General features: G+C 57.6%; 21 protein-coding genes. 15 read left to right on the forward strand and 6 right to left on the reverse strand.

Annotated elements, in window-relative coordinates; translation table 11 throughout:
• Positions 1–149 precede the first annotated feature (149 nt).
• The 11 genes from AC5FXY_RS06460 to AC5FXY_RS06510 all read left to right on the forward strand — a co-directional run bounded on the left by AC5FXY_RS06460 (position 150) and on the right by AC5FXY_RS06510 (position 9,881).
• The gene (locus AC5FXY_RS06460; RefSeq protein ID WP_493555827.1) at positions 150–536 is read left to right on the forward strand and encodes an NADH-quinone oxidoreductase subunit A; all 387 of its coding nucleotides are present in this window, start codon (positions 150–152) and stop codon (positions 534–536) included.
• A gap of 170 nt (positions 537–706) precedes the next feature.
• The gene (locus AC5FXY_RS06465) at positions 707–1,264 is read left to right on the forward strand and encodes an NADH-quinone oxidoreductase subunit B (RefSeq protein WP_493555828.1); all 558 of its coding nucleotides are present in this window, start codon (positions 707–709) and stop codon (positions 1,262–1,264) included.
• Positions 1,265–1,350: 86 nt separating this feature from the next.
• Entirely contained in the window at positions 1,351–1,920 is a 570-nt protein-coding gene (locus AC5FXY_RS06470) for an NADH-quinone oxidoreductase subunit C (RefSeq protein WP_493555829.1), read from the forward strand.
• Between the two features lie 194 nt (positions 1,921–2,114).
• On the forward strand, positions 2,115–3,308 hold the full coding sequence (nuoD, locus tag AC5FXY_RS06475) for an NADH dehydrogenase (quinone) subunit D (protein ID WP_493555891.1): 1,194 nt from the start codon (positions 2,115–2,117) through the stop codon (positions 3,306–3,308).
• 11 nt (positions 3,309–3,319) lie between these two features.
• Entirely contained in the window at positions 3,320–3,886 is a 567-nt protein-coding gene (locus AC5FXY_RS06480; RefSeq protein ID WP_493555830.1) for an NADH-quinone oxidoreductase subunit NuoE family protein, read from the forward strand.
• Positions 3,887–3,904: 18 nt separating this feature from the next.
• Positions 3,905–5,245 (forward strand): NADH-quinone oxidoreductase subunit NuoF, encoded by a 1,341-nt coding sequence (gene nuoF, locus AC5FXY_RS06485; protein WP_493555831.1) that lies wholly within the window; start codon positions 3,905–3,907, stop codon positions 5,243–5,245.
• Between the two features lie 47 nt (positions 5,246–5,292).
• The gene (locus tag AC5FXY_RS06490; protein WP_493555832.1) at positions 5,293–6,300 is read left to right on the forward strand and encodes an NADH-quinone oxidoreductase subunit G; all 1,008 of its coding nucleotides are present in this window, start codon (positions 5,293–5,295) and stop codon (positions 6,298–6,300) included.
• Between the two features lie 10 nt (positions 6,301–6,310).
• Entirely contained in the window at positions 6,311–7,372 is a 1,062-nt protein-coding gene (gene nuoH, locus AC5FXY_RS06495; protein WP_493555833.1) for an NADH-quinone oxidoreductase subunit NuoH, read from the forward strand.
• A gap of 102 nt (positions 7,373–7,474) precedes the next feature.
• Positions 7,475–8,050: a NuoI/complex I 23 kDa subunit family protein gene (locus tag AC5FXY_RS06500; RefSeq protein ID WP_493555834.1), complete on the forward strand. Its 576-nt coding sequence runs from the start codon at positions 7,475–7,477 to the stop codon at positions 8,048–8,050.
• Positions 8,051–8,248: 198 nt separating this feature from the next.
• Positions 8,249–8,761, forward strand: a complete 513-nt coding sequence (locus tag AC5FXY_RS06505) for an NADH-quinone oxidoreductase subunit J family protein (RefSeq protein ID WP_493555835.1) — start codon at positions 8,249–8,251, stop codon at positions 8,759–8,761.
• Between the two features lie 808 nt (positions 8,762–9,569).
• A complete protein-coding gene (locus AC5FXY_RS06510; protein WP_493555836.1) occupies positions 9,570–9,881 on the forward strand; it encodes a cupin domain-containing protein in 312 nt (103 codons plus the stop codon).
• A 60-nt stretch (positions 9,882–9,941) separates the two neighbouring features.
• On the opposite strand, the gene AC5FXY_RS06515 is transcribed toward AC5FXY_RS06510, so the two are convergent.
• Complete coding sequence (locus tag AC5FXY_RS06515; RefSeq protein WP_493555837.1) at positions 9,942–10,319, reverse strand: hypothetical protein; 378 nt, start codon at positions 10,317–10,319, stop codon at positions 9,942–9,944.
• 14 nt (positions 10,320–10,333) lie between these two features.
• Entirely contained in the window at positions 10,334–10,924 is a 591-nt protein-coding gene (locus AC5FXY_RS06520) for an RNA polymerase sigma factor (protein WP_493555838.1), read from the reverse strand.
• 398 nt (positions 10,925–11,322) lie between these two features.
• On the opposite strand from AC5FXY_RS06520, the gene nuoK reads away from it, so the two are divergent.
• The 4 genes from nuoK to AC5FXY_RS06540 all read left to right on the forward strand — a co-directional run bounded on the left by nuoK (position 11,323) and on the right by AC5FXY_RS06540 (position 16,647).
• Entirely contained in the window at positions 11,323–11,655 is a 333-nt protein-coding gene (gene nuoK, locus AC5FXY_RS06525; RefSeq protein ID WP_493555839.1) for an NADH-quinone oxidoreductase subunit NuoK, read from the forward strand.
• A 114-nt stretch (positions 11,656–11,769) separates the two neighbouring features.
• A complete protein-coding gene (gene nuoL, locus AC5FXY_RS06530; protein ID WP_493555840.1) occupies positions 11,770–13,710 on the forward strand; it encodes an NADH-quinone oxidoreductase subunit L in 1,941 nt (646 codons plus the stop codon).
• Between the two features lie 39 nt (positions 13,711–13,749).
• A complete protein-coding gene (locus AC5FXY_RS06535; protein ID WP_493555841.1) occupies positions 13,750–15,207 on the forward strand; it encodes a complex I subunit 4 family protein in 1,458 nt (485 codons plus the stop codon).
• Positions 15,208–15,219: 12 nt separating this feature from the next.
• Complete coding sequence (locus AC5FXY_RS06540) at positions 15,220–16,647, forward strand: NADH-quinone oxidoreductase subunit N (RefSeq protein WP_493555842.1); 1,428 nt, start codon at positions 15,220–15,222, stop codon at positions 16,645–16,647.
• Between the two features lie 120 nt (positions 16,648–16,767).
• Here the strand turns inward: AC5FXY_RS06540 and AC5FXY_RS06545 are convergent, their stop codons facing one another.
• The 4 genes from AC5FXY_RS06545 to AC5FXY_RS06560 all read right to left on the reverse strand — a co-directional run bounded on the left by AC5FXY_RS06545 (position 16,768) and on the right by AC5FXY_RS06560 (position 23,379).
• Positions 16,768–18,063: an OmpA family protein gene (locus AC5FXY_RS06545; RefSeq protein WP_493555843.1), complete on the reverse strand. Its 1,296-nt coding sequence runs from the start codon at positions 18,061–18,063 to the stop codon at positions 16,768–16,770.
• A gap of 132 nt (positions 18,064–18,195) precedes the next feature.
• A complete protein-coding gene (locus AC5FXY_RS06550) occupies positions 18,196–18,993 on the reverse strand; it encodes a 3'-5' exonuclease (protein WP_493555844.1) in 798 nt (265 codons plus the stop codon).
• Between the two features lie 479 nt (positions 18,994–19,472).
• On the reverse strand, positions 19,473–20,126 hold the full coding sequence (locus AC5FXY_RS06555; protein WP_493555845.1) for a response regulator: 654 nt from the start codon (positions 20,124–20,126) through the stop codon (positions 19,473–19,475).
• Positions 20,127–20,298: 172 nt separating this feature from the next.
• A complete protein-coding gene (locus AC5FXY_RS06560) occupies positions 20,299–23,379 on the reverse strand; it encodes a sensor histidine kinase (protein ID WP_493555846.1) in 3,081 nt (1,026 codons plus the stop codon).
• Positions 23,380–23,671: the final 292 nt, after the last annotated feature.

Raw genomic sequence — 23,671 nt, forward strand, 5'->3', positions numbered from 1 at the left:
TCTTTTTTAGAACATATCTAAGCTAGAGGACAATATCGGTAAGTACACGCATCATCGGCATCTATGGTCTTTGATTCGTTGCACCCCCCCGGTTTTCATCCTACCTTTGCGCCCCAATGCCATTTCCTCAACAGCAAACCCCTTTTCCTATGCTGTTAGCTACCAACACTGCGTACCAGCCGGCCGATTACGTGCCGATTCTGATTCAATTTGGCCTGGCCTTGGCTTTCGTCGCTTTCTCGATGGTGGCTTCGCACCTCATCGGCCCCAAGCGTAGCTCCAAGGTGAAGGATTCCTCCTTCGAGTGCGGCATCGAGTCGGTGGGCAATGCCCGCACCCCGATTTCGGTGAAGTACTTCCTGACGGCCATCCTCTTTGTGCTCTTCGACGTGGAAGTAATCTTCATGTACCCTTGGGCCGTGAATTTCCGTGAGCTGGGCATGTTCGGCTTTGTGGAAATGCTGCTGTTCATGGCCCTGTTGCTGGGTGGCTTCTTCTACATCATCAAGAAGGGCATTCTGAAATGGCAGCAGTAAGCCTCGGTTCGGCAGTGAGATTTTAGAATTAACACGTAAGAATGCTGGGAGTAAATTCTCGCTTCCGTGTCTAACCTCTCACCGCTGACAAAAGCAAACCTTTGTTTCCGAGCTGGTGTTCGGGATAATGAGGTTGCCGCCGCAGCTTACACTTAACCAGACTTTTCGCCATGAGTGATAACCGTGTTCCTGAAATCAAGACGGTAGCCGCCCCCGAAGGCATCGAAGGCTCCGGCTTCTTCGCCACCTCGCTGGAGAAAGTAGTGGGCATTGCCCGCGCCAACTCGCTGTGGCCGCTTCCTTTTGCCACCTCGTGCTGCGGCATCGAGTTCATGGCTACCATGGGCGCCCATTACGACATTTCGCGCTTCGGCTCGGAGCGTCCGTCGTTTTCGCCCCGCCAAGCTGACTTGCTGATGGTGATGGGTACCATTGCCAAGAAGATGGCCCCCATCGTGAAGCAGGTGTATGAGCAGATGGCCGAGCCTCGCTGGGTGCTGGCCATGGGTGCCTGCGCCTCTTCGGGTGGCATTTTTGACAGCTACTCCGTGCTGCAAGGCATCGACCGCATCATCCCGGTGGATGTGTACGTGCCCGGCTGCCCGCCCCGCCCCGAGCAGGTGCTGGAAGGCCTGATGCGCGTGCAGGAGCTGGCCAAAAACGAATCCATCCGTCGCCGCAATTCGCCCGAGTACCAGGCACTGCTGGCCTCTTACAACATTAAATAGAGCTTAGAGATGAGAGCTTAGCATGTAAAAACCCGCAGCACTCCTGCCTTTCTACATGCTAAGCTCTACACTCTTCCTTCTGACATATGCTCAAACTCAATACCTCGCCAGGTGCGCAGCAAAAAGCTGCTGACTACGTGAAAGCCCACGCCGGCATCAGCAATGAGCAGATTCTAGCTCGGCTGCAGGAATTGTTCGGTGCCGACACGTTTACGGACGTAGAAGAGCCTTATGGCTTGCTGACTGCTACGGTGTCGCGCGAACGTATTCATGAAATCATTGACGTGCTTCACGGCGAGGAGCAGTTACAGCTCAACTTTCTCACCACCATGTGTGGCGTGCACTGGCCCGACAACCAAGGCCAGGAGCTAAGCATGGTGTACCAGCTGCACAGCCTGGTCAACAATATCCGGCTGCGCCTGAAAATCTTCTTCTCCATTCAGGACCCGGTAGTACCGACCATCACGGACGTGTACGCCACTGCCAACTGGATGGAGCGCGAAGCCTACGACTTCTACGGTGTCATCTTTACGGGCCACCCCAATCTGATCCGCATTCTGAACGTGGAGGACATGGACTACCACCCGATGCGCAAGGAATACCCGCTGGAAGACGGCACCCGCGAAGACAAGACCGACCTTTTCTTCGGCCGATAATTATCCATTTGTCATGCTGACGAAGGAAGCAACTTATCACCGCTGCTTTTGTCAGAAAAAGTAAATCAGCAGCCGGCGCGGACGTGACAAGGTCCTTCGCTCTGCTCAGGATGACAAAACTTACAATGGCAACGAACGACGCACTCGAAGCGACCCGTCCTATACATCACGAGGCTGCCCGGCAGCAGCGCGGTATGATGGTCCAGAAAACCGAAGACTTCGGCACGGACCTGACCACGCTCAACCTCGGCCCGACGCACCCGGCTACGCACGGCATCTTCCAGAACATCCTGCAAATGGATGGCGAGAAGATTGTGTCGGGCGTGCCTACTATCGGGTACATTCACCGGGCTTTTGAAAAGATTGCCGAGCGGCGCCCTTTCTACCAGATTACGCCGCTCACGGACCGGATGAACTACTGCTCCAGCCCCATCAACAACATGGGCTGGCACATGACGGTGGAAAAGCTGCTGGGCATTGAAGTACCCAAGCGTGCCCAGTACATCCGTGTCATCATGATGGAGTTGGCCCGCATCGCCGACCACTTGGTGTGCAACGGTATTTTGGGCGTAGACACCGGTGCGTTTTCGGGTTTCCTCTACCTGTTTGAGGAGCGCGAAAACATCTATGAAATCTACGAGGAAGTCTGCGGTTCGCGCCTGACCACCAATATGGGCCGCGTTGGTGGCATGGAGCGCGACCTGTCGCCAGTAGCCATCGATAAGCTGCGTACCTGGCTGAAGCGCTTCCCCGCTGTGATGCGCGAGTTCCAGAACCTGTTCGACCGCAACCGCATCTTCATGGACCGCACCATCAACGTGGGTCCGATTTCGGCTGAACGCGCCTTGAACTACGGCTTCACCGGCCCGAACCTGCGCGCTGCCGGCGTCGATTACGACGTGCGCGTGATGAACCCCTACTCCTCGTACCAAGACTTCGACTTCGAAATTCCGGTGGGCACTAACGGCGACACGTACGACCGTTACCTGGTGCGCAACGAGGAAATATGGCAGAGCCTGCGCATTATTAATCAGGCCTTGGAAAACTTGCCCGAAGGCCCTTACCACGCCGACGCGCCGCACTATTATCTCCCGCCCAAGACGGAGGTGTACCGCAACATGGAGGCCCTGATCTACCACTTCAAGATCATCATGGGCGAAATCGACGCCCCCGAAGGCGAAGTGTACCATTCCGTGGAAGGCGGCAACGGCGAGCTTGGTTTCTATCTGATTTCAGACGGTGGGCGCACGCCTTACCGCCTGCACTTCCGCCGGCCCTGCTACATCTACTACCAGGCTTACCCCGAAATGGTGGTAGGCTCTACTCTCTCCGACGCCATTCTTACCCTGAGCTCCATGAACGTCATTGCTGGCGAGTTGGACGCTTAATCTGCTGCTAAATGGAATCGACCGCCGCCGCCGTCAAGCCGCAATTCTCTGAAGCTGCCAAGGCTGAAATTGCTCGCCTGCTGACCCACTACCCCGAGGACCGCAAGAAGTCGGCCCTGCTCCCCGTGCTGCATATCGCGCAAGCGGAGTTTGGCGGCTGGGTAAGTGCCGACGTTCAGGATTTGGTAGCCGAAACGCTGGGCCTGAAGCCCATCGAGGTGTACGAGGTATCCTCGTTCTACACGATGTTCAACCTCAAGCCAGTGGGCAAGCACGTGCTGGAAATTTGCCGCACGGGCCCCTGCATGCTGCGCGGCTCCGACGAGCTGACCGCCGAGCTGGAGCGCATCACCGGCGCCCAAGTAGGCGGTACCTCACCCGACGGCCTGTTCACTTTGAAAGAAGTGGAATGCCTGGCCGCTTGTGGCACGGCGCCTATCGTGCAGGTACGCGAGAAGTACTACGAGCAGCTGGATACCCCCGAAGCTGTAGATGCCATGCTGAGCGAGCTGCGCAACATGGTGCACCGCCCGCTTCTTCCTTGGGAAGAAACCGGCCTGCAGCACACGCAACAATAACCTGAAGCAACTACCGTCATGGGCCGCAAGCTACTGACCGAACATATTAACGTCCCTGGCATCGACACCTTTGAGGTATACCGTCAACACGGCGGCTACCGCTCGGTGGAGAAGGCCATTAAGACGATGACCCCCGACGAAGTGGTGGAAGAAGTGAAGAAGTCGGGCCTGCGCGGCCGCGGCGGCGCTGGCTTCCCTACCGGCATGAAATGGAGTTTCCTTGCCAAGCCGGAGGGCGTGCCGCGCCACTTGGTGTGTAACGCCGACGAATCGGAGCCAGGTACCTTTAAGGACCGCCATCTGATGTCGCGTCTGCCGCACCTGCTCATCGAGGGCATGATTACGAGCTCGTACGCGCTGGGCGCCAACACCTCGTACATCTACATCCGCGGCGAGCTGTTGTACGTGCTGCGCATCCTCGAAAAGGCTATTGCTGAGGCTTACGCCAACGGCTTCCTGGGCAAGAACATCCTGGGCTCGGGTTACGACCTGGACCTGCACGTTCATCCCGGCGGCGGTGCCTACATCTGCGGCGAAGAAACTGCGCTGCTGGAGTCGTTGGAGGGCAAGCGTGGCAACCCGCGCAATAAGCCTCCATTTCCGGCCGTGCAAGGCCTCTACGCCCGCCCCACGGTGGTGAATAACGTGGAGTCCATCGCGGCTGTCGTACCGATCATTAACGAGGGCGGCGACGAATACGCCAAACTCGGCGTAGGCAAGAGCACTGGCACCAAGCTGATTTCAGCTTGCGGCCACCTAAACAAGCCCGGCATCTACGAAATCGAACTGGGTGTACCGGTGGAGGAGTTTATCTACTCCGACGAGTACTGCGGTGGTATCTGGAAAGGGCGCGACCTAAAGGCCGTGGTAGCCGGTGGTTCTTCGGTTCCGATCTTGCCCAAGGAGCTGATTCTGAAGACTGCAGCTGGCGAAAACCGCTTGATGACTTACGAATCCCTCTCCGACGGCGGCTTTGTGACGGGCACCATGCTCGGCTCGGGTGGCTTCATCGCCATGGATGAGACGACTTGCATCGTGCGCAACACCTGGAACTTCTCCCGCTTCTACCACCACGAGTCGTGCGGGCAATGCTCGCCCTGCCGTGAGGGTACCGGCTGGCTGGAGAAGGTGCTGCACCGCCTCGAGCACGGCCATGGCAACATGCACGACATCGACCTGATCGTAAGCGTGGCCAAGCAGATCGAGGGCAACACCATCTGCCCGCTTGGCGAAGCCGCTGCTTGGCCGGTGGCCGCCGCCGTGCGCCACTTCCGCCACGAATTCGAGTGGCACGTGACCAACCCGAAGGAAGCCACCCGCCCCGGCGCGGTATTCCCCGGCAAAGCCGTGCTGGCTTAACTTTACTTTGAACTGACTTTTCGCTCCCGGCTGCGGGAGTTTTGAAAATGGCTAAAATAACTTTCGACGGCATTGAGATAGAAGTACCAGATGGTACCACTATCATGAATGCAGCCCGCAAAGTCGGGGGCGACATCGTGCCGCCGGCTATGTGCTACTACACCCCGCTGAAAGGTACGGGCGGTAAGTGCCGCGCCTGCCTGGTGAAGGTGACGGCCGGCTCGGCCAAGGACCCGCGCCCCATGCCCAAGCTGGTACCCTCGTGCATCACTACGGTGCAGGACGGTATGGTAGTGGAAAACACGACTAACCAGCAGGTGCTTGACGTGCGCAAAGGCATCGTGGAAATGCTGCTGATCAACCACCCGCTGGACTGCCCCGTGTGCGACCAGGCCGGTGAGTGCGACCTGCAGAACTTTGCCTTCGAGCACGGCGTGGCCACCACCCGCTACGAAGAGGAGCGCCGCACCTTCGAGAAAATCGACATCGGTCCGTACATCCAGCTGCACATGACGCGCTGCATCCTGTGCTACCGCTGCGTGTACACGGCTGATCAGCTGACGGAGCAGCGCGTGCACGGCGTATTGGGTCGTGGCGACGCCGCCGAAATCGGCACGTACATCGACAACATCATCGACCAGGAATTCTCCGGCAATGTCATCGACGTGTGCCCGGTAGGCGCCCTGACCGACAAAACTTGGCGCTTCAAGCAGCGTGTGTGGTTTACCAAGCCGGTAAACGCTCACCGCAACTGCGAGAACCCGAAGTGCTGCGGCCGCGTGGTGCTCTGGTACAAAGGCAAGGACGTACTGCGCGTAACCGCCCGCAAGGACGAGTATGGCGAGGTAAAGGAATGGATCTGTAACACCTGCCGTTTCGAAAAAAAGGAAACGGCCGACTGGACCATCGAAGGCCCGACGCACATCGACCGGACCTCGGTAATTTCGGCCAACCACTACGAGCTGCCGGTAGTGAATCCGCAAGTCATTGCCGACATGCCGGAAAGCTCTGTCCGTGACCTGGAACAAAACCCGCCGCTGAAACTCGGCCGCTAAGCTAGCCACCATGGAAATTCCCGCACTGGCCTGGCAAGGCCTCGTTATTTTGGCGGTATTCGGCATTTCGCTGCTGATTGCTACCTACTCCACCTACGCCGAGCGCGTGGTGGCGGCCTTCCTGCAAGACCGCGTAGGTCCGGACCGCGCCGGCCCTTTCGGCCTGCTGCAGCCCCTGGCCGATGCCGTGAAGCTGTTCACGAAGGAAGAATTCTTCCCCAGCGGCTCGAACCGGTGGCTGTTCGTCTTCGGCCCCTGCTTGGCCATGACCACGGCCCTGATGGCTTCGGCTGTTATTCCATTTGGCAACACCCTGCTGCTCGGCGACGGTACCGAAATTCGCCTGCAGGCCATTGAGGTAAACATCGGCATGCTGTACGTATTCGGCGTGGTTTCCCTCGGCGTGTACGGCATCATGATTGGCGGTTGGGCTTCGAACAACAAGTTCTCCCTGCTCGGCGCTATCCGGGCAGCGGCCCAGGCCGTGAGCTACGAACTAGCCATGGGCATGGCGCTGATTGCCTTACTGATGGTGACTGGCACCCTGTCGCTGCGTGAAATCACGCTGCAGCAGTACAACGGTCTCTGGAACATTGTGTACCAACCGCTGGGCTTCATCATCTTTCTGGTGTGCGCCTTCGCTGAAACCAACCGTACGCCCTTCGACTTGCCGGAGTGCGAAACGGAACTGGTAGGCGGTTACCACACCGAGTACTCGTCGATGAAAATGGGCTTGTACCTGTTTGCTGAGTACATCAACATCTTCGTGGCTTCGGCTGTGATGAGCACGCTGTATTTTGGAGGGTTTAGCTTCCCTGGTGAACATGCTCTTTACAACACGCTGCTGAACTCCCAAGGTGAGTTGTTCGCACACAACACGGTGACCATCTTGGGCACCATCACGATGTTCGCGAAGATCTTCTTCTTCATCTTCTTCTTCATGTGGGTGCGCTGGACGCTGCCGCGCTTCCGCTACGATCAGTTGATGCGCCTGGGCTGGACCATCCTATTCCCCATTGCCATCCTGAACATCCTGCTGACGGGCGCGCTCATCCTGTTTTTAGGTAAATAAGCCTCGGTAATAGAACTGTAGTTCTACTACCAAAGCAGAGTTCGTCCGACGACAATCGGCCAGAATGCGCGGGCTGAAGGTTCGCGCTACATCTTGACCATCATGCAACTGACTAATAGATCCAAGAAACTTGAGAAGAAGCCGATGACGCTGGCGGAGCGAGCCTACCTGCCCGCTTTGGCCCAGGGCATGCTCATCACGCTCAAGCACTTCTTCTCTAAGAAAGCCACCATTCGCTACCCCGAAGAGACACGGCCGTTTTCGCCCACGTTTCGGGGTTTGCACGTGCTGAAGCGCGATGAGAAGGGCCGGGAGCGTTGCACCGCCTGCGGCCTGTGCGCTGTAGCCTGCCCGGCCGAAGCCATTACCATGGTAGCCGGCGAGCGGAAAAAGGGCGAAGAGAACCTCTACCGCGAAGAGAAGTACGCCGTCAGCTATGAGGTAAACATGCTGCGCTGCATCTTCTGCGGTCTGTGTGAGGAAGCTTGCCCGAAGGCCGCAGTGTACCTGCAAGCCGATAAAATGGCTCCGCCCCGCTTCGAGCGTGACGAGTTCATTTACGGCAAAGACCGCCTCGTAGAGCCCGTGGACCCGAACGCTCGCAGCAAGCGCGGCATTCAGCTCACCCCTGAGCAAGCCGAAGCCCTAGCCCGCCGTATGGCTGGCATAGAAGCATAAAGGCCTGCCACATCCCGTCCTCTGTCAAGGACGGGATGTGGCAGCCTGACTGCCGCTGGGGTGGTTTACCAGCGGTAGAAATAACTCAAATCGCCAAGACGGTTGCCGTCTAACGATTATCAACCACCCTGGCCTCCGGCCACCCCTCCTCATCTGAGGCGGGGAGTTCGTTCTCCTCTCCTTCTCCGGCTTTCCCTTATGGGCACCTCCTTATTCTACTTCCTTGCGTTTGTGGCGCTGCTGAGTGCACTGGGTGTTGTGTTTTCCAAAAACCCTATCCACTCGGTGCTGTTCCTGATCCTGACGTTCTTCGCCATATCGGGGCACTACCTGCTGCTCAATGCGCAGTTCCTGGCCGCCGTGAACATTATTGTGTACGCCGGTGCCATTATGGTACTGTTCCTGTTCGTGGTGATGTTCCTGAACCTAAACGCTGATACGGAACCGAATAAGTCGGTGGTGGCCAAAATCACAGCTGCTGTATCGGGCGGGCTGCTGCTGCTGGTGCTTATCGCGGCACTGCGCAACGTGAACCCCGTTGGTGCCGACGCGGCCACGTTTGATTCCCAGATTGGCATGGTGCACCGCCTCGGCTTGGTGCTGTATCAGCAGTACCTAGTGCCCTTCGAACTGGCCTCTGTGCTGTTCCTCGTGGCTATGGTAGGCGCGGTGATGCTAGGCAAGCGCGAGACGGGCGAGCGGCATTTCTAACTGTAGCTTTTCAAATAAACAAAAGCGGCGCCGGATGCATCCGGCGCCGCTTTTGTTTATTCAGGCCAGCATATCAAGCCCATGAAAGCAATGCTGTTGATTTTACTGTGTTATCTATACACTTTGCCTAGTATATGGCAAAACTCGCACGCAAAGGATAATACCAATAACTCACCCAGATTGGTTATAAATGTCTTTTTGAACAATAAGGAAAAGCGGCACAGATTCAGCGCCAAAGACGTGTCACTCAAGTCTCGAATGCGGACTTTTACTATTCGGGATAGTGCTGGTATGCTTTTACTCCCGTACGTGGATAAGAAGGATACATTAGATCTGACAATCAAACTCGGGCGACGTAGGCTTTCTATAGACCGTGTCCCAGGCTGGCGCCTTCAGCCGGGCGCGACTGTATCACTTGGCCGGATTACCAATTTCAACAAGGTTGTTTCGGTAGCCAAAGCAGAGTGCATGTCATCTGCGGACGATGACTACGTAATGTGGAACAGCAGATACGGAGTCGCTCCTGCAGGAATGACAATCGACCTACCTGATCTTGGTCCCTTCAAATGCGTGGAATACATATCGGTGGCTGGACATGGGCATGGCACTTTGGTAACGCAAGTGAGGTGGCAACGAAAAATTAACTAGAACATGCCGCCACAAATGGCCTTCGCATCGTCTGAAGTCTATAGTTTCATTGCCCTGACTGTTCTATGAATAGTGTCAGCATCGGCCCTGATTCTCCTCATTCCCCGCTCAGACGCCAGCGCCGACTTTCGCCTACATATCTCACCCGAAAGTCAGCTTCATGAACACTACCCAGATACAAAGCGGCAGCCTGCTTGCCGGCAAACTCCATCAAATCGGTGAGCAGAAGGGCTTGGTTCTCTTCAGCCGCAACGGCCAGAAAGTGCTCTACAAAACCTTCCGAGCCGGCGAAACCATGCCTTCCCATCACTCGGCCGACGAAGTGCTGGTAACCGCGCTGGCGGGGCAGCTGGAGCTAGAACTCGGCGACACTGTTATCCTTCTGGAGGCTGGCGACTACCTCATTATCCCGGCCGGTGCGCCTCATGCCCTGCGCTGTCGGCAAGATGCCAAGCTGATGATTTTTCGCTAGGCTAGCACGATAGTCCCTAAAACCAGGCGCGGCCCCGAAGTATCGGGGCCGCGCTTGCTGTTATTCGGCTTGGGTTGGCTGGGCTTGAGGTTGCTCGGTCATACGGGCCCAGCCGGGGCCGCAGCGGCGCATTTTTTGCCGAAACCGCTCCCGTTCTTCGTCGCTCATGCCTTGCATGCGCGACTCCATCTTGTTGCGCCAATGCTCTTGGGCACGGGCTTTCCAGCCACCAGCTGGGCCGCCCCGAAAACTACCGAATAGGATGCGGCTGAGCACAAGCAAACCCAAGGCCTGCCAGAAGGTGATGAATGGTAAGGAAAAAATATCTGGCATAAGCCAGTTCCACAGGCTCATGACGGCAAACGTGACTGCCGCCATAAGCAAAGCCGCGAAGAGCACAAAGCGCAGGCCGCGGAGCAGCCAGAAGTTGCGGTTCATATGGGGAGGGGAAGTTAGTCGAGAAACAGATCAGTATACAGCGCCTGCAGCTTGGTGCGGAGCTGTTGCACCGCGTAGTGCTTGCGCGAAATCAGGGTTTTGAGCGGCACGCCCGTTTCTTCGGCCATCTGTTTGAAGGTTTTGCCATCGAACTCGTGCCACACGAACACATTACGCTGAGCCGGAGGCAGTTCTTCCAAAGCATCTAAAATAGCTTCCATGATGGTTTCGCGGGCCATGGAGGTTTCCGTGGAATCATCCGGAGCGGGCAGCACGTCGGCGAGCAGCAGCGGCTCGTCGGAATCGGAAGCGGCGTGGTATGTGGCGGCTTCTTCCAGCGAAGCAGGCTTCGGTCGCCGGTAACGGTCGATGATTTTGTTGCGGGCCACCCGGAATAGCCAGGCGGCCATCTGCTCCACGGGCTTCACGAGGCGGTAGCTCTGCACCAGCTCGTAAAAGACGTCCTGCAGTACGTCTTCAGCATCGGCCTCGTCAGGAATGCGGCGGCGAATGAACGAGAGCAATTTGGTGCGCTGCTCGCGTACGGCCTCTTGCACCCGGTCGTTTTGCTCGGTCATGGCCGCCGCGGTAGGTAGTATGGTCATTGCCTGTTCCATTCTGAGGACAAAGACGCAGGCCGCGGAAAATTACTTTATCGGGAATAGAAAATTTTCGGGAACTGAGGCTGTACTGAGTAGCACTAGGTGCAAGCAGAACAGTAATAGCACAAAGCGAGGTGCTGATACTCGGTCCTGTTTCCTGCTAGTACTTGGTACAGGACCATAAATGTAGGTTTGATATTCGGACGTTCAATCAGCCCTTCAACACCCCCATGGCCGCTGCAGTTTCACGCCCCTCTTCCTTTAATAAGGATAGCCTTGTTCCCATGCCTCGGCCAAATCGGTACTTTTCCGCGGGAGTTTTCCGATTTTCAGGATACCTTTGCCCGCTAATTCGGGACAGCCTGTTGAGCTGTCTTTTTTCCGCCGCTACCCCATTCTGAATGGACCAGACGATACCGGAAGTCATCCGCACCATTCCGCTTCAGCACTACGTGTTCTTCGCCGCGGCCCTGTTTGCCATTGGTGTCATCGGAGTACTGACCCGGCGCAACGCCATCATTATTTTCATGTGCGTGGAGCTGATGCTCAACGCCGTCAACGTCCTGCTCGCTGCCTTTTCGGCCTACCGCGCCGATCCGAACGGACAAATCTTCGTGTTTTTCATCATGGCTGTAGCCGCCGCGGAAGTTGCCGTTGGCCTGGGCATTATCGTGATGATTTACCGCAACATTCAGAACACCGACGTCAACCTGCTCGACAGGCTCAAGTGGTAATGGGATAATCAATGTGCTAATGTGGGGAACGAGCTCATGTGCCAACGCAACGGGCGCCTTCTCCAGCAAGAATTAGCATATGAACTCATTACATCACATTAGCTCATTACACTAATGGCTGAACAAGCGCCCCTCGCCGTCTTTGCCGGCTCGCCGCTGCTCTACATTCTCATTCCGCTGCTGCCGTTTCTGGGCTTCCTGATCAACGGCTTGCTCAACCGCCGACTTTCGGGTACGGTGGCCGGGCTCATCGGCAGCGCTACCGTGCTAGGCTCGTTCCTGATTTCGGTAATGCTGTTCACGCAGTTTAACGGCATACCCTACACGGTACACCTGTTTGACTGGATTTCGGTCGGCTCGCTGCAGATTCCTTTCTCCTACCAGATTGACCAGCTTAGCCTCATCATGCTGCTGCTGGTGACAGGCGTGGGCTTCCTGATTCACGTGTACTCCATCGGGTACATGCACCACGACGAGAACGTGGGCAAGTTCTTCTCCTTCCTGAACTTGTTTGTTTTCTCGATGCTGTTGCTGGTGATGGGTGCCAACTTCGTCATCCTGTTCATCGGCTGGGAAGGCGTGGGACTCTGCTCCTACCTGCTCATCGGCTTCTGGAATCAGAACACCAACTACAACAACGCCGCTAAGAAGGCCTTCATCATCAACCGCGTAGGTGACTTGGGCTTTTTGCTCGGCATCTTCCTGATTTACTTCACCTTCGACTCGGTGCAGTACGGTGAGGTGTTCCAGAAGGCCGCGCAGATGCCGGTGGGCGCGGGTGTGCTGACGGCCATTGCGCTGCTGCTCTTCGTGGGTGCCATGGGTAAGTCGGCTCAGCTGCCGCTCTACACTTGGCTGCCCGACGCTATGGCTGGCCCCACGCCGGTATCGGCGCTGATTCACGCCGCTACCATGGTAACGGCCGGTATCTACATGGTGCTGCGCTCCAACATCATCTACACCCTCTCGCCCGACGCGCTGGAGGTGGTAGCCTGGGTTGGCGGCATCACGGCCCTGTTCGCGGCCACCATCGGTCTGGCGCAGAACGACATCAAGAAAGTACTCGCCTACTCCACCGTTTCGCAGCTGGGCTACATGTTCCTAGCGCTGGGCGTGATGGGCTACACCTCTTCGCTGTTTCACGTACTGACGCACGCTTTCTTTAAAGCGCTGATGTTCCTCGGCGCCGGCTCGGTGATTCACGCCATGAGCAACGAGCAGGACCTGCGTCGCATGGGCGGCCTGCGTAAGGCGCTGCCTATTACGTTCTTCACGTTCCTGATTGGCTGCCTGGCCATCAGCGGAATTCCCCCCTTCTCGGGCTTCTTCTCCAAAGACGAAATTCTGGCTCACGCCTTCCTGCACAACAAAGTGCTGTTTGGCATCGGCCTGCTGACGGCGTTCCTGACGGCCTTCTACATGTTCCGCCTGCTGTTCCTCGCCTTCTTCGGCGAGTTCCGCGGCACGGAGGAGCAGAAGCACCACCTGCACGAGTCGCCGGCCACCATGACGCTGCCGCTGATTATTCTGGCTGTGCTGTCCGCCATTGGTGGTTTCATGAACGCGCCACTGCTGCTCGACCGCGGCTACCTGGCCGACTTCCTCGCCCCCATCTTCAACTACTCGAAGCAGGTGAACCCGGCTTCGGTGGGCCTTGAAATCGACCACAGCACCGAGTACATGCTCATCGGTCTGTCGGTAGCGGCTGGCGTGCTGGGCATCGTGTTGGCTTACGTGCTGTACGTAGCACGCCGCACCCGCCCGGCCGAGGACAATCAGCCGCGCGGCTTCTTCGAGAATCTGGTGTACAACAAGTACTACGTCGATGAGCTATACAACGCGCTGTTTGTGCGGCCGTCCATGTACCTCTCGCGCGGGTTCCACGATTTGGTGGAGAAGCGCGTGGTAGACGGTGCCGTAAATGGCGTCGGCCGCGGCGTATTCGGCGGCTCGCAGCTGCTGCGCAACCTGCAGACGGGTACCATTGGCACCTACCTGCTTCTGATGGTGCTGGGCATCGTCGTGATTCTCGCCCTGAACCTCTTCCGACTGTAACCATTAGCGGCGTATTCCGCTTCCCTCGAAGTTCGCGTTATGCTGACTGCCCTCCTGCTTATCTGGCCCGTAGCTGCCGCGCTGCTCCTGCACTTTGTGCGGGGCTCTGCTGCGCGGGCGCTGGCCTTTGGCGCTTCGCTGGTCGAACTGGCGCTGGCCTTGTTCATGGCCATTCAGTTCCAGACCAACTCCCAGACCCAATTCGAAATCAACTACCCGTGGTTGGCTTCGGCGGGCATCAACTTCCACATCGGCGTGGATGGCCTGAGCTTGCTGCTGGTGCTGCTCACCGCCTTCCTGGTGCCGCTGATTCTACTAGCTTCGTTCCGCCACGAGTACGAAAACCCGTCGGTGTTCTACGCGCTGGTGTTGTTCATGCAAACGGGCCTGATCGGCGTGTTTGTGGCCCTGGACGCGTTTGTGTTCTATTTCTTCTGGGAAATAGCACTGATTCCAATTTACTTCCTCGCCGGCGTGTGGGGCGGTGAGCGGCGCGTGGCTGTTACCCTCAAGTTTTTCATCTACACGGTGGTTGGTTCACTGCTGATGCTGGCCGGCTTCGTTTACCTCTACTACCTCACCGGTGTAAGCGGCGCCGCCCGTAGCTCTGATCTGCAGGCTTTCTACAGCCTGACGCTCAGTACGGAACAGCAATCGTGGGTTTTCTGGCTGATTTTCGCAGCCTTCGCCATCAAGATGCCGCTGTTCCCGCTGCACTCCTGGCAGCCCGATACCTACTCCGAGGCTCCCGCTCCGGCTACCATGTTGCTCTCTGGCATCATGCTCAAAATGGGCATCTACGGCACCATGCGCTGGCTGCTGCCGGTGGTGCCAAAGGGCGTCAGCCTCTGGGTTGACTGGGTGATGGTGCTGGCCGTTATCGGCATCATCTACGGCGCCATCATTGCTATTCGCCAGCGCGATATGAAGCGCTTGATTGCTTTCTCGTCGCTTTCCCACGTGGGCCTGATGATTGCCGGTATGTTCTCGCTTACGGCCGTGGGCCTGCAGGGCACTACCGTACAAATGCTGGCGCACGGCGTGAACGTGGTGGGCATGTTCTTTATCGCCGATATCATCGAGCGCCGCACCGGCACCCGCATGATTCCGGAGCTGGGCGGCCTCACGCGCAACACACCGCTGCTGTCCGTTTCATTCCTTGTGATTCTGCTCGGCACCGTCGCGCTGCCGCTCACCAACGGTTTCGTGGGCGAATTCCTGCTGCTGATGGGCGTGTACCGATTCAATCCCTGGCTGGGCGCCGTAGCCGGCCTCACCATCATCTTTGGGGCGGTATACCTGCTGCGCATGTTCCAGCGCGTGATGCTCGGCCCTGACTCCTCGTTCTCAGCCGCTATTCGCGACCTGAACGCCTCGGAAGTAGCCGTACTGGTGCCCCTCGTAGTAATGGTGTTCTGGATTGGCCTGTTCCCCGGCACTTTCCTGCACATCTCGGAGCCGGCTATCAACAAGCTGCTGGTGCTGATCAACCGCTAAGCCTCCCGACTCATGCTTTCGATTATTCTGCTTTCTGTTTCCGGGCTGGCCAACCTTTTTCTTGGCTTCAACCGCTCCAACCGCGCCATGCTTCCTTTGGTGCTGGTGGTGCTGGCGGCGGTCTTCGCGGTAAATGTGTCGGGCATTGACAGCGTCGGCCAGTTGGCCGTGTGGAATACCTCGCCCTATGTCAACGGCATGCTCGTATTTGACCGTTACGCGCAGGTGTTTACAGCTGTGATGGCACTCACGGCGCTATTACTGCTGCCTTTCTCTCAGAAATACATCCGCGACGGCGAAGCCAACCTCGCCGAGTACTACTCCCTCTTGCTGTTTTCGCTTGTCGGGGCCATCATGATGGTGAGCTACAACCACCTGCTGGTGCTTTTCCTCGGCATCGAAACGCTGAGCATCGCCATGTATGTGCTGGCGGGTTCCGATAAGAGCAACCTGCGCTCCAACGAAGCGGCCCTGAAGTACTTGCTGATGGGTTCCTTTGCCACCGGCATCCTGCTCTTCGGCATTGCACTGATCTACGGCGCTACCGGCACCTTCGAATTGGGCCAGCTTGGCATTGCCGTACGTGCTCTGCCTACCGCCGACCCAGCCCTGGCACCCATGATGTACGTGGGCATTCTATTGATCTTAATCGGCATAGGCTTCAAGATTTCGGCTGCACCGTTTCACTTCTGGACGCCCGACGTGTACGAAGGGGCTCCTACCCTGTTCACGGCCTACATGAGCACCGTGGTGAAAACGGCCGGTGTCGCAGGTTTCTTTAAGCTGCTGCTCGTGGCTTTCGGTGGAGATACCATCGATTTCTGGCTGCCTACGCTTACCGCCATGCTGGTGCTGACGCTGCTTATCGGCAACGTGGGCGCCGTGGCGCAGACCAATGCGAAGCGTATGCTGGCTTACTCCAGCATTTCGCACGCCGGTTACCTGCTGCTGGCGCTGGTAGCGCTGCGCTCGGGCCGCCTCTCAGCCAATGCCATCTTCTTCTACTCACTGGCTTATTCGGTGGCTACCATCGCGGCCTTTGCCGTGCTGAAGCTCGTGCACGACCAGCGCGGCCGCGACGACTACGAAGGCCTCAACGGTTTGGCCAAGACCAATCCGTTGCTAGCCTTTGCAATGACGGTAGCCATGCTGTCTTTGGCTGGCATTCCGCTCACGGGTGGCTTCTTTGGTAAGTTCTACTTGTTCGCAGCGGCGGCACAGGAAGGCTTTATCGGCCTGATTGTATTTGCCGTAGTGATGTCAGCCATCGGCATTTACTATTACTTGCGACCGATTATAGCCATGTACATGCGCCCAGCCGTGGAGGGCTCCGAGGCTCCGGTAGCAGTGGGCGGTTTCCAGTCGGCCGTACTGATCCTGCTCGTCGGCCTGACGGTCCTGCTAGGTGTGCTGCCGGGCATTGTAGAAAACGTGCTGTAGTTAAACGGAAATACCCCCATAAACCAAAAAAGCGGCTCTCGGGCCGCTTTTTTGGTTTTGGTCAAATCATCTGATTTTTCAGCAAGTAAGTCTATCCCAGAGCCCGCGTGCAACTTTCTTTTACTTCTCAATCACCCGCACGCTGATGCGCCGGTTCAACGAACGGCCTACTGGCGTTTCGTTGCTGGCGACGTTGTGCTTCGGTCCGTATCCCTTGGCTTCGACGCGGCTGGCAGGAATACCCATGTCTACCAGCATGGCCATGGCTGCAGTAGCACGCTGTTCGCTGAGCTTGAGGTTTTCCATGAAATTGCCGGTGCTGTCCGTGTAACCGCCAATCTTGATGCGGGCGCTGGGGAAGCTTTTCATGATGCTGGCTACGTTGCGCAGCTGCGCCTTGGATTCATCAGTGAGCGTGGCTTTGGCAGCATCGAAGTACACCCTGTCAAAGTTGATCCAACCTTTGGTGCGGTTGACGGGGTCTACCTGTAAGCCTTCATTGGCTAAAAAATTATAGAACTGGCTTTCGGTAGAATTGATGCCGACGGTCTGCGTAGTGCCATCCTTTAACATCAGGCGCACCGGCTTGCCCGTATCATAGATGTAGTTCTCAGTAACGGCATCATAACGGCCGCTCGCCACGGTTACGGGAACCGGAGTTTCTACCGCTGGCTGCGAGGGCAAGCCACCGGCCACCACTTGCTGCTGCGCAGGCACAGGGCGTCCTGGTTGACGATTTTGTCCCACAAAGTACCCGGCGACCAATGCCCCAATTAGCAACACCGCCGGCACTAGGCGCTGCTGACCTTTGCTGAAAGCCGTGGGCTCAAGAGTTGCAGTGGGTTTTTTAAAGGCGTGAGCTTCCGCACTGCTTTTTGAACGCGCCACGGATGCACCAGCAGCACTATTGTGTTTCTCTTCAAGCAGCATCAGTCCCGATACACTGCTGCGCTGGCTTTGCAACAGGCGCTTCAGCCCCCCCGAATCAAGGTCACGGGCTGCGATGTGCCCACCAAGCACCCCAAGAATAACGGGCGTGGTCATGCTCAGCAGGTTTTCAGTTGCCTCGGTTCCCAAGCCGCTTTCCTCGGCCACGGTTTCAAGGTGGTACCGGCTGCTGCCAGTGAGCAGACTGCTCATCAACTCTTGCCCACGCCTTGCTTGCTCAGGGTTGGTAAACGCCACAGTAGCATCGGTCATGGTGCCAACCTCGTGTGCATCGCGGGCCATCGTCCAGAGCACATCCGGGCCACCCGTTTGCTCCGCGAGCTTAATCAAGTTGCTCAAGGCCATAGGCACTACCTTGGGCATAGCGCGGCGTACAGCGGTTTCGCTGGCGCCAATCACCGTACTGACTTGAGTAACTGCCATAGCAGTAAAGCAAGCCGATACTTCCTCCAACACATTCTGCGCCATCTCAATGAAAATTAAGGGTTTTTAATAATTCTATTTTAAATAAATATTATTCAATAAACGAATTAAAGCATAAAAAAGGCATCTTACAAAAGATGCCTTCACTGGATGATTGGCGCCACTACCTTATTAACCCTACGCGACACGCACCACGGCCATTTCTGGTTGGTCAGCGTACACCACGGCATCGTCGGCGAAAGGCTCGTCGCCGCGGAATTTCATTAGCAGGCGGGCAGTAGTAATGATGTCCTTCTGGCAATACTTCACGATGCGGGGCAGGTCGCGCTCCTCGTAGTAGACGCGGGCTACGTCGGCGCCGTTGATGTCGTCCTTGGGGGTTGGAATGCCGAACATGGCTGCTAGCAGTGCCAAGGAAGTGAAGGACTTCCGGTCACCGAACTTCCACAGCTCCATCGTATCGAGGTGGTTTACCTCCCAAGGCTTTTTGCCGGCAATATCGAGCTGTGGGGGCAGCTGCACGCCGTTGATGAGCATACGCCGCGACAGGTACGGAAAGTCGAACTCTTTGCCGTTGTGGGCGCAGAGCGTGAAGGTAGGTCGCTTGCTCAAGGCGCGCACGAAGTCGCGCAGAAGCTTGGCTTCGTCGTCGCCGGCGAAGCTCTTTACCTTGAAACGCAGTTGCTCCAGCGAGTCGTAGTAGAAATAGCCGACGGAGATGCACACCACCCGGCCAAACTCGGCATAGATGCCGGCCTGCGAAAACAGCGAGGCTGCAGTAAAGCGGTCGGGCATGGGCTCCAGTTCCTCGGCCCCCCAGGTGGGAAAGCCCTGCTGCCGGCGCAACGATTGGGCCTTATGCTCCCACAGGTGCTGCAGCATGCCGTCGAGCTCTTCGTGGCAGCCTACGCAGGGCACGGTTTCGATATCGAGTACGAAAACGTCGGTGAGCTTAAGGTTGCGGAGCAGCTGCATAGGACACGGCTAAACGAGGGTCGGTAACGAAGATAGGCCCCAGCCAGCGGAAATGGCAAGCTCCGGGCATGGATTTGGGGACAAACCTTCAGTCAGGTCACAAAAAAACGCCCGATTGGCAGTAGCCAATCGGGCGCGGTATGCTCAATCCATCAGGTCGCCGGAGAACTGCCGGGTTGCAGGTGGTGTGTCGGGCGCGGTGCGGCGGAGCCGCCTTATGCCATTGCCGGACGGCCAAAAAGACACAGTCCAAGCAGGGAGATTAGCAGTTGCCGACGAGGTTTCGTAGACATGATAGCAACCTGATTATATGAACATAATAGCCTGACTCCTAATGGTGTCGGACTCGCATTAAAGATCGGCACGAAACTCTGACGCGGCAATCACATGATTATGTGATGTCGATGTGATGCCCAGCAAACAAAAACCCCGACCGGGACCCGGTCGGGGCTTTTCGGAAAGCCAGTCAGAGGTAAAGCCTATGTCAACCCTTGACGAAGGGCCTTGCTTACGGCCTCCGTCATGGAGCGCACGTGCAGCTTTTCGTAAATCTTCTTGATGTGTGACCTAACGGTATCGAGCGAGATGCCGCGGTCGTGGGCAATCATCTTGTAGCTATAGCCCTCTACCAGCAGGCCGAGGATTTCTTGTTCGCGGGCGCTGAGGTTAGCCGGCGAGTCTTCCTGCTGACGCGGCGCCACGGGCTTAGGGAACAGGCGCAACACCTGCCGAGCAATGGCCGGCGTCATGGGTGCCCCACCGGCGCGCACCTCCCCAATAGCGTCGAGCAGCTTGGCAGGAGGCGTTTTCTTCAGCAGATAGCCATCGGCCCCGGCGCACACGGCTTGGAATACCCGGTCGTTGTCTTCGAATACGGTCAGCATCACCACGCTCACCTTCGGCGACGACGCCTTGATGCGCTTGAGTCCTTCAATGCCGTTGATGCCGGGCATATCGATGTCCATGAGCACCACGTCAGGCTTCAGGCGCGGAATGTCCGTCTCTACCTGCTGACAATTACCGAGGGCCCCTACCAACTCAAGCCCGGGTGTGCCGCCGAGCAGATGGCTCAGGCTCAGGCGCAGATCGGGATTGTCTTCGTAAATCAGGACGCGGGTAGAAGAAGTTTCCATAAGACAGAACGGTGGGTATGGGGTGCGTAGTAAAGTGCTGCAAGGTACGCAACGGGCCTGCGCGCTACAGCCGCATAATGATGTGATTGGCAGCTCGGATGCAGAGCGCCGCGAGCCATTTAATGTAGCTAATCAGGTGATGCGCTACTACGACTGATTAGAGGAACAAGTGCTACTTCAATGGCACGCGAAGCTCCATGCGGGTGCCCTGGCCCGGGGCCGTATCGATATTAAGCTGGGCTTTGATGGCCGCAGCGCGGCTGCGCATATTGGTCATGCCGTTGCCGCCACCTTGTGCTGGAGCCTGCGGATCGAATCCAACCCCATCATCTTCCACGCGCAGCACCAGGCTGCGGTTTTCGTAGTCGAGACGGATAGAAGCGAATTCGGCTTTCGAATACTTCGCCAGGTTATTGACGGCTTCTTTGAAGAGGAGGAAAAACTCCCGGCGGGCGCGCATAGGCAAGCGGTGCTCAACCACTTCGGGCGCCACCTTGAATAGAAAATCGATACCCCGAGCCTCCAGCACATCGGAGGCAAAAGAGCGCATGCGCGACGTGACGGATTCCATTGAATCGTGAGCAGGGTTGATAGCCCACACGATATCGTCCATGCTGTCGAGCATTCGCCGCGATGACTCCCCGATTTGATCCAGCAACTGGGACGACTGATCCACACTCCCGCGCTGCTGGTGGGTGCGAGCCAGCTGGCTCAAGATGCTGATAGAGCTGAGCGTAGAGCCCATGTCGTCGTGCAAGTCACGGGCGATGTTGTGGCGCACGCGCTCCAGGGCCAATAGTTGGCTCACGCGTACACGGTAGGCCAAAAACAGCAGGCCGAATACAAACCAGCTAGCCAGAATGCGGAACCACCACGTTTGGTACCATGGCGGCTCCACAATGAGCCGCAGCGCGGTGCCGGTATTGTTCCATACCCCGTCGTTGTTGGCAGCGCGCACCCGGAAGGTGTAGGCTCCGGGGTCGAGGTTAGTGTAAGTGGCCTGATGCTGACTGCCAGCTTCAATCCAGTTGTCGTCGAAGTTTTCGAGCTTGTACTGAAACTGGTTTTTATCGGGCAGGCGGTAATTCAGGGCCGCAAACTCGATAGAGAAGAAGTAGTCCCGCGGGGTGAGGCGCAGTTCGCGCAGCTCGGTGATGCTGGTGTCGAGGCGCACCGGTTGGTTGAACTTGCGAAAGCCCGTGAGCACCACCGTGGGCGGTGTGGGGTTCAGGCGCACGGCCGAGGGCTGGAAAGCCACCGGTCCGTTGGGGCCACCGAAGAAGAGGCGGCCATCGGCACCGCGCCAATAAGCACCGGCATTGTGCTCGTCCTGCGGCAGTCCGTCGCGGATGTCATAGGTACGAAAGCGACCGGTGCTGGGCGTGAACTGGGCAATGCCCTTATTGGTAGCCATCCATAGGTCGCCGCGGCTGTCCATGGTCATGCCGTAGATAACGTCATTGGGCAGGCCTTGCGGCTCACGGTAGGTGACGAATTCGCCTTTCTCTGCGTCTACCAGGCACGACAGGCCGCCGCCTTCGGTTCCTAGCCACAAGCGCCCCTGCTTGTCTTCCAGCATGCAGCGCACAAAATTGCTGCTCAGGCTTTGGGGGTTGGCCGGGTTGGCCTTGAACACGCGGCAGTGCCCGGTACGGGAATCGAACTGACTGAGCCCGCCGCCCCCTACCCCCACCCACAGGCGGCCTTTGCTATCCTGGTACACGCAGCGCACAAAGTTGCTGCTCAGGCTTTGGGGGTCGCGTGGGTTGTGGCGGTACACGGCGCAGCGGCCACTTACGGGGTCCAGCAAATTGAGGCCGCCTTCGGTACCCACCCAAAGCCGGTTTTGCCGGTCGAGGTACACGCAGCGCACAAAGTCATCGGAGAGGCTAGTAGGGTCGGCAGGATTGTGGCGGAAGCGGCGAAACCGACCGGTAGCCGGATCAAGGTAAGCCAAGCCCTTGCTTTGGGTGCCTATCCACAGCCGGCCGTCGCGGTCAGGCAGCAGGGCGCGGATGAAGTCGTCGGGCAGGGCCTGCGGATCATCTTCATTGGCCCGGTATGTCGTCAGTTCCCCGGTGAGGGGGTCGGAGCGCAGCAGGCCATTGCTTTCAGTACCGAGCCACAAGCGTCGGCGCGCATCTTCGGCAATAGCCCAGACCGGACCGCTGATCCGCCCTGGCACAGGCTGCACGAAAGCGTTCGGGCGCGGGTCGAAGCTGGAAACACCTTGATCGGTGCCGGCCCAGAGCAGGCCCGAACGGTCTTGGAACAAACCCAAAATAGAATTGGTGGGCAAGCTCAACCGATTGCCGGGCTGCTGATGCCACACACTGAAGCTGCCTGTTTGGGCATTGAAGCGGCACAAACCATTCGCCGTGCCCAGCCAGACTCGGTCCTGATTGTCGATCAACAACGCCGCAATTTTATCGGACGGCAAACGCCCCGCCTGCCCGGCATTCCCCGCCTGATAGTGCTGCTGCTGCCCGGTATTCAGATTCACAAAATGCAAGCCTTCGTTTTCGGTGCCAATCCACAGTCCCCCGTCGCGTGTAGCCGCCAGCACTTTGATAACGTCAGCTGGTTGCCAGCCGGGCAGCGTCACTAGTTCGCCGGTGCTTTCGTCGGCGTAGCTGATGCGGCCCTCTCCGGTGCCCGCCCACACGCGGCCATCACTACTTTGCACGATGGTCCGAATGGAATTGCCGCGGACGCTGCTGCTTACCCCAACTGGGTGCCGGAACTGCCGAAATCGGCCCGTGCGCGAATCGAGCAAGTGCAGGCCCCCTTCGGCTCCCACCCACACGCGCCCTTGGCGGTCTACGTACACGGCCCGAATGAAATTGTCGGACAGTGCGCCAGGGCCGCCGGCTTCGAAGGTGCGGAATTGTTCGGTCAGCGGGTTGTAGTGGTTGAGCCCACCGCCACCCGTGCCTACCCAAATGCCGCCTTGCGCGTCGGCGGCCATAGCCAGCACGAAGTTGCTGCTGAGGCTGCCGCTCCGCTGCGGGTCGTTGCGAAACACGCGGAAGCCGGTGCCGTCGTAGCGGTTGAGGCCATCTTGGGTGCCGAACCACAGAAAACCCCGGCCGTCCTGCGCCATGCAGTACACGCTGTTTTCGGACAGCCCGTGCTGGGTAGCCAGGGTTCGGAAAGTTATATTCTGGGCCAGCGCCTCACCGGCTAGCAGCCAGCAGATTAAGCCAAGAAGAAAGTGCGGCACCCGAAGTTGCCCAAAGCCGAGACGCGTCATTTCACGCAAGAAAGCAGGTGCAAACCGGCTGCGCAAATGCCCTCACATGATCGTGTGAGTTGGCTATACAAGTACCCGAACTGGCAGTAGTGCTATCAGCCGCGCATTGTCAGCTGCTGGTGCCTTATGGATGTCATCTGCGCCCATACATCTTGCCAAGCGTGAAAGGCTGAAGTCGGCGTCCAAATACCTTCTTGACCAAACTTTAACCGAGGAGCTTGAACTTGGAGGCATTTGCGCCCCTCCCAAACAAGTCCCACACTGAGTACGACCACAAGCCCGCTCACTCCCA

Source organism: Hymenobacter sp. FMD4 (genome assembly GCF_058932745.1).